The following is a 7,331-nucleotide window of genomic DNA, read 5'->3' as shown; positions in this document are numbered from 1 at the left end:
CCGACTCAGCACAACGGGTGCCACGGTGTTTGCATACCACGTCAATGACCCGCAGCGCTACGGGATCATCGAGTTCAACAACAGCGGTCATGCCGTTTCAATCGAGGAGAAGCCGCGGGCACCGCGCTCGAACTGGGCCGTGACCGGGCTCTATTTTTACGATGAAAAGGTCATCGACCTCGTATCCACGCTTCAGCCGTCTTGCGCGTGGTGAACTGGAAATCACGGACGTCAATCGGGCTTACCTCGAGCAAGGACAGCTTCAAGTTAAGCGCATGGGTCGTGGCTTCGCCTGGTTCGACATGGGTACGTATGATAGCCTGCTTGAAGCGGCAAGCTTTGTTCAAACGCTGCAAAAACGTCAAGGATTACATATCGCCTGCCCGGAGGAGATCGCCTATGCGAAAGGTTTCATCACATTCGAACACTTTGTTTCGCTTGGGAAGAAATTCGAAAAAAGCCCTTATGGGCAGTACCTCTTGAGCGTGGCCGACGACCGTCGTATGAAGCCGGGGTTGGCAAACCCCTGATGAGCTTTCTCTGATCCGGCCCTTTCGGCACTGGCATGATCAACTGATACCAATTAGACAGTTAGCTTTGGAATTTCGACTGGGTTTCATCCCCAAAGGGGCGGCAGAACTTAGCCCCGGGTCTACCCCGGGTAACCGTAAAATGACGACGAGCCCTCCAAAGGCGTCACGTCCGTGCGCCCACCTTGACAAACGCCCGCCCCACCGGGTTGGATTTACTGAAGGGGCGGCAGAAGGCATCGCTCGCGGGCTCTGCCGCCCTTTCAGGGCTCGATTGGGGGAGGGGTGCGTTCCCAGGGTTTAGCCCACTGCCATTTAGTTAAGGGCGAGGGGGGAATGCTTTCGTCCCGCAGGGACGGCTGAGGTTAGCCAGGGACTTCAGTCCCTGGAAGGGGCATTTAAGAGCGATCGCGTCCCGACGGGACGCCTGAAACGCTGCCCCGCAGGGTGCCGGCTCCCAAGCGGCCGGCCAAACCCGGCGCGACCCTCGGCGACGAACACCCGAACGGCGCCCCCACCGTTGAGGCCCGCATGTGGCCCGGCGCACGCCCTTAGGCGTCCCGCGGGGACGCAACCCCTGGGGGACACCTTCACAGGGACTGAAGTCCCTGCCTAACCTCAGCCGTCCCTGCGGGACGAAGGCCACGCCCGGCCTGCCGTCCTTAACTAAATGGCGGTGGGGTGGAACCCTGGGCTAAGCTCTGCCGGCCCGTTGGGCCTAAGACAAAGTTTTACCTGGCTGGTCATTGAGATAGTGTAACACCACAGCTGCAAATGGCGCAACGCCTTCCGAGTTTTGTAATAAAAGAACTTCGCTTGGGCTTGGTGGTTGCGACGCGGGTTCGACCACTGCAGCACCGCGGCTAACCGGCGGGCATTTGGCCACATAAGCAACCCGATAACCGCGCTTGATCAGGCGCAGGCCACGCCTCTGGATCACCAACAAAGGTTAAGTGCTGTGGTCGAAACAAGGCACCCGTCATCATTCGTCTTTCGGGATTAATCCGCACCCAAATTAAAAAAGACTGGTAATTTCCTACTAGCCTGGTCAAGTTATCGTGCTTTCCTTCAAGCGTGTCAACATCCTCATTCAAGACGCACCTCTTTGCCACCTTCCCATGAACACCCTGGACTGGCCGGAACGTCAGGCTGGTGCGTTCACAGCGCCGAAGGACATATTCCACTTATGAGCGCGACGAAATGGCTCGACCTTTTTGGCCTTGCCCTGGCGGCCGTTGCCGTCGGGACCGTGGGATTAAAGAATTACGGAGGGGGCGAGCACGGCCAACTGCTCAACGCTTCTTATGACCCCACGCGTGAAGTCTACAAAGAAATCAACGCCGAATTCGTTGCGCAGTACGAGCGGGACGCTGGACACCGGTTGAGCATCGAACAATCCCACGGCGGGTCGTCGCGACAGGCCCGAGCGGTTGCCGATGGACTGGCGGCGGACGTGGTCACGCTCGCACTTCCCTCAGACATTGAGGGCTTGTCAAAGGGGGGGCTCATTGCCCCTGATTGGAAAAACCGGTTTCCTCACCAGTCGCAGCCTTACTTTTCGACGATTGTGTTCGTCGTCAGGAAAGAAAACCCGAAGCGTATCAAAGACTGGCCCGATCTGGTTGGTCCCGACGTGGAAGTTGTGACGCCGGATCCCAACACTTCGGGAAACGGCAAGCTGAGCGTCCTGGCCGCCTGGGGCTCGGTCATCCATCGGGGCGGAAGCGAAGATGACGCCCGCGACTTTCTCGTCAAACTTTACCAGCACGTGGCGGTCCTGGGCCAGGGCGCTCGTGATTCCGCCACAACCTTTGTCCTGGCGAAAGAAGGCGACGTCCACCTGACGTGGGAGAACGAAGCCCTGCGGGAAGTGGCCGACTCCAAAGGCGAGCTGGAAGTGGTCTACCCGCCCGTGAGTATTCTGGCGGAGCCGAGCGTCACGTGGGTAGATCTTAACGTCCGAAAGCATGCCTCCGCAGCCGCGGCCAAGGCATACCTGGCTTACCTGTTCACGGATGCAGCGCAGGAGATCTTTGCGAAACATGGTTACCGGCCCATCAATCGGGTAATCCTGAAACGGCATCAGGACCGGTTGCCGGATATCGAACTCTTTCCGGTGACGCTGGTTGCTAAAGACTGGGCGGACGCCCAGGCAAGATTCTTCGGCGACAGCGGCATTTTCGAGATCATTCACACCACCCAAACCAAATGAGTCTGCCGTTCCATTTACGTTTCAATTATACGGGGGATATCGCTCGCCGGGATCTGGTGGCGGGCGCCACGGTCGCGGCGATTGCGATCCCGCAGGCGATGGCCTACGCGCTTATCGCCGGCGTTGATCCGCGTTTTGGCCTGTATTCGGCTATCGTGGTCACCTTCGTGGCGTCGATCTTTGGGTCATCGTCCCACCTGATCAACGGGCCGACCAACGCCATCTCGCTGGTCGTCTTCAGCGCATTAATGGGGTTTGATGCGCGTTTCGACGCCTACCAAGCGCTATTTCTCCTGGGCATCATGGTTGGCGTCACCCAGATCTTGATTGCGGTCTTCAAGCTGGGCGACTTGACGCGGTACATCTCCGAATCCGTCGTGCTTGGCTTCATGGCCGGGGCGGGCCTGCTGGTGGCCATCGGCCAGGTCGGCAATTTCCTCGGCGTGGCGAAAGCTGGCGGCAGAGGCCATTCGGTCCTGGTGCACCTTTGGGAAACGCTCACCCAAAGCGGCCCCTTCAACCTCTATGCCGTCGGACTCGGCACCGGCACCCTCGTGGCGGCGCTGCTCCTGAGGAGGGTGATCAATCGATACAGGCTGCCGCAAATGGACATGCTGTTGGCGCTGATTATCGCTTCTGCGCTGGCTGCCCACTTTGGTTGGTCGGCACCCAGGGCGGACGGCAGGAGCATGGTTTCAGTGGTGGGCACAGTGCCGGCCGCCTTGCCGTCGTTCCGCATTCCCACCATCCGGTTCGAATGGGTGCCCCGCTTGCTGGGCAGCACCGTGGCGGTTTCGTTCCTGGGCTTGCTCGAAGCGCTCGCCGTGGCCAAGTCGATCGCCACCCACACCCGCCAACCGCTCGACTACAATCGCCAGTGCCTCGCCGAAGGCATCGGCAATCTAGTCGGCGGCTTCTTCCAGTCGCTGCCCGGCTCCGGCTCCCTGACGCGCTCGGCCATCAACTACCAGTCGGGCGCCATCACCCGCATGTCCGGCATCTACGCGAGCCTCATCGTGGGAATTGCCGTTCTCGCGCTCGGGCCTTATGCACGTTTCATTCCCAAACCGGCGCTGGCCGGGTTGCTTTTCATCACGGCTGCCCGGTTGATTGACTGGAAGCGCCTCGCCTATGCGGTCCGCGCGTCCCGCTTCGATGCCGCGCTCGTCTTCATCACCGCTTTCGCGGCGATCTTCATCAGCGTTGAAGATTCCATCCTCATCGGCACGGCCTTCTCCCTGCTGTTATTCGTCCCGCGCGTCGCCAGGTTGGCGGTTCGGGAACTGATCGTGACGCCGGAACGCGTGGTGCGGGAGCGCCAACCAGACGAGCCGCGCTCGAATTCGCTGCTCATCTACGATCTTGAAGGCGAACTCTTTTTCGGGGCGTCACCGGAGCTGGATCGCTGCTTGGAACGGATCAAGGACGAGACGATCCTCACCGGCATCAAGTACGTCGTCTTGCGCTTGAGGCGCACCCGTAATCCGGACGTGGTGGCCGTTGAGCACCTCGAGCGCTTCCTGCGCGATGCCGATCAGCGCGGGGTCACCGTGCTCCTGGCGGGCGTTCGCCCCAACCTTGCGAAAATCCTGCGCAACGTCCGCTCGAACGAGTGGTTTCCGGCAGACCGCATTTATCCGGAAAAAGACGAAAACCACTCGGCAACCCTCAACGCCGTGCGCGACGCCTACGCTCTCCTGAACCGAGAGCATGCGACCGAGCGAAAAGAAGCGGCTTATTACCTGGTGTAAAGGGCGTAAGGGATGAATGTTCCTTGTTAGTCTCTAGGCAGCCGCACAAGAAATCAGACCGCTCAACCATCTTGGGAACGGGTGTAGAGAATGAAACTCACCCATGAGATTATCATCCGGGCGCCGCTCGTTAAGACCTTCGCGGTGGCTTCCAATTTGCCGCGCTGGCCCGAGTTTCTCCCCCATTACCGCTATAATCGGTTTGTTGCGCAAACGCCCTCGGGTGGGCTCGTCAGAACGTCGTGCGTCAGGTCGGGGATCACGATCCGGTCGCTTTCCGAGTACCGGATAGACACGAAGAATCGGCAGTTGCACTTTCACCATCTTAAATCGACGCTGAACGCATTACGGGGCACGAGAGCCGTCTAGGATTTTGAGGAACAACCTGACGGCTCGGTTCGCATTCGCATCAGCCACAATTTTGACCTGAAGTGGCCAGTCATCGGACCGGCGGTATCGAATTGGGTAGCCGGACGATTCTTCATCCACGACATGGCGCAGAAAACCCTTGCCGGCGTTAAACAAGGTAGAAATGCAGGAATCGTTACCCGCCGTCCCTCGCCGATAACGATTCGGCGCGTCGGGGTCCCCGCGGGGTAAGCGCCGCCGTCGTCCGTGTGAATCATCGAACAGCCGCCCGTGTCGCCATCGGTATCGAGGTGGATTTCAGTTTTGAAAACCGAACCAGACCGTTTAGTCTTCGGCGTGATCTGGGCGCGTGACCTTACCAGGAACTTCGGCGCCGTTTCCGCCGTCCAGGGTATTTCGTTTGAAGTTGCCAAAGGCGAAATTTTCGCTTTTCTCGGGCCCAACGGAGCCGGCAAAACGACGACCATCAAAATGTTGACTACCCTGCTGAGGCCCACCTCCGGCCGGGTGGAACTGGATGGCCTCGATCCTGTGACCCACCAGCAGGAAACGCGCAAACGGTTCGGTATTGTCTTTCAGGACTCCAGTATAGATGATGAACTGACCGCCTATGAGAACATGGATTTCCACGGCGTCCTTTATAAGGTTCCCAGACGAGTCCGTGCCGCGCGCATCGAGGAGCTTTTGAACCTGTTTGAGTTGTGGGACCGCCGCGATCATCAAGTCAAAAATTTTTCGGGCGGAATGCGCCGCCGACTTGAAATCGCCCGCGGTTTTCTACACACCCCCAAGATTCTCTTCCTCGATGAGCCGACGCTGGGGCTTGATCCCCAAACGCGCAATCAGCTCTGGAGCCACGTGAAGAGATTGAATGAAACGGAAGATGTCACCGTTTTTCTGACCACGCACTATATGGAGGAAGCGGAGCGGGTCGCGCACCGGACCGCCATCATGGACCACGGCCGTATCATCGCTCAAGGTTCTTCGGCAGAACTGAAACGGCAGACCGGCACCGACTCGCTTGAAGAGGCGTTCCTCGCCTTGACCGGCACCTCCATTCGCGAGGAAGAGGGTGGTTCGATCGTGCGAATGCGACGAATCGCAAAGCTATTCAGGCGGTAGATCTGACCGCTGCAACCGCATGAATGCCGTCTACATTCTCTGGCTGCGACAGTTGAAACGGTACGCCCGTTCGAGACCCCGCATGGCCGCATCGTTGGCGCAACCATTGCTCTTTTTGTTCGCCCTGGGCTTCGGATTGGGGCCGATCTTTCAGAAGGCGGGGCACGGCAGTTACATCCAATTCATTTCTCCCGGCGTAATCGGAATGACCGTGTTGTTCAATTCCATGTTTTCCGGAATCGAACTCATCTGGGATCGGCAGTTTGGTTTCCTTAAGGAGACGCTCGTCGCTCCGGTGTCACGTCTCTCGATCATGATCGGACGCACGCTGGGCGGGGCCACTACCGCACTCATTCAGGGGGTGATTGTCATGGCCGTCTGCGCCCTCGCCGGTTTTCGAATTCAGAACCTGAGCCTGTTGCCGGTCGCACTTTTGTTCATGGCATTGATCGCCACCACCTTCACGGCGCTCGGTACCGGGATTGCCTCCCTCCTGACGGATTTTCAAGGTTTTCAGCTCGTCATGAATCTGCTTGTGATGCCCGCTTTTTTCTTGTCGGGTGCATTGTTTCCTTTGAGTGAAGCGCCGGTGCCGATTCAGTTGATCGCGCGCATCGACCCGCTCTCCTTCGGCGTGGATGGATTGCGAACCGCCTTGATCGGCGTGGCCCATTTCGGCATTCCGACCGATCTGGCTGTGCTTGCCGTGTTTACCGCCGTGTTTCTTGGTTTTGGCGGTTACCTCTTTTCCCGAATTCAGCTTTGAACCCAAGCGCCGGCATGTCTTTCGATGCGAGTTCTACCAGCCACCGGCCAGAGACGGCTCGAGCCACGGAAGTGACTTAACCATTCAGACAGCTATCTCGGTAGAATGCCGGCTTCAGGGGGGTGTCGGCGCCGGAGGATGCTCCGTGGCTGGTTGAATCGATCTTGGGCCCAACGGGCCGGGAGACGGTTTATACGGTCTGATAGGTGTAACGTTTGCAGGGCACCTGGGAAGGAAGACAAAATTTTACCTCGATGGCCGTCGAAATGGTGTTGCGCACTCCGGACCTTCTTTGCAGTCGGTCGCCGGCTAAAGTGCACCCATGGCGAACATTACACCCGTTCTCAGGAGGGTTGAACCGGTTTCAGCCCCGAAGGGGCGCTGGAACATAGCCCAGGGTTTACCCTGGGTAACCGTCAAATAACGATCGAGCCCTGAAGGGGCGGCAGAAAATGAGTCAGCGCCGCCCTTGCCGCCGAGGCCGCAATTCCGGACCTGGCCGTAGCCGCGGACGGCAATACGACAAATCAGATAGAATGCCGGATGAGGGAGGGCAAGCCTACAGCCCCGGGCTGCTTTGC

At 58.8% G+C, this 7,331-nt stretch carries 5 protein-coding genes and 1 pseudogene; all 6 read left to right on the top strand.

The genetic code is table 11. The features are described 5' to 3' along the window. A pseudogene (locus tag JO015_04440) lies at nucleotides 1-530 on the top strand (glucose-1-phosphate thymidylyltransferase). 1,186 nt (nucleotides 531-1,716) lie between these two features. Continuing rightward, nucleotides 1,717-2,742, top strand: coding sequence for a sulfate ABC transporter substrate-binding protein (locus JO015_04435; protein MBV9998345.1), 1,026 nt, complete (start codon nucleotides 1,717-1,719; stop codon nucleotides 2,740-2,742). Continuing rightward, nucleotides 2,739-4,493, top strand: coding sequence for a SulP family inorganic anion transporter (locus JO015_04430; protein ID MBV9998344.1), 1,755 nt, complete (start codon nucleotides 2,739-2,741; stop codon nucleotides 4,491-4,493). Before JO015_04435 ends, JO015_04430 begins: the two co-directional genes overlap by 4 nt. A gap of 90 nt (nucleotides 4,494-4,583) precedes the next feature. After that, complete coding sequence (locus JO015_04425; GenBank protein MBV9998343.1) at nucleotides 4,584-4,862, top strand: hypothetical protein; 279 nt, start codon at nucleotides 4,584-4,586, stop codon at nucleotides 4,860-4,862. A gap of 336 nt (nucleotides 4,863-5,198) precedes the next feature. Beyond that, the gene (locus JO015_04420) at nucleotides 5,199-5,984 is read left to right on the top strand and encodes an ATP-binding cassette domain-containing protein (protein ID MBV9998342.1); all 786 of its coding nucleotides are present in this window, start codon (nucleotides 5,199-5,201) and stop codon (nucleotides 5,982-5,984) included. Nucleotides 5,985-6,003: 19 nt separating this feature from the next. Further along, nucleotides 6,004-6,750 (top strand): ABC transporter permease, encoded by a 747-nt coding sequence (locus JO015_04415; GenBank protein ID MBV9998341.1) that lies wholly within the window; start codon nucleotides 6,004-6,006, stop codon nucleotides 6,748-6,750. Nucleotides 6,751-7,331 lie beyond the last annotated feature (581 nt).

This window comes from Verrucomicrobiota bacterium, assembly GCA_019247695.1.
GTDB lineage: Bacteria > Verrucomicrobiota > Verrucomicrobiia > Chthoniobacterales > JAFAMB01 > JAFBAP01.
The sequence above is the reverse complement of the archived record's forward strand: the minus strand, read 5'-3'. Positions and strand labels throughout refer to the sequence as shown.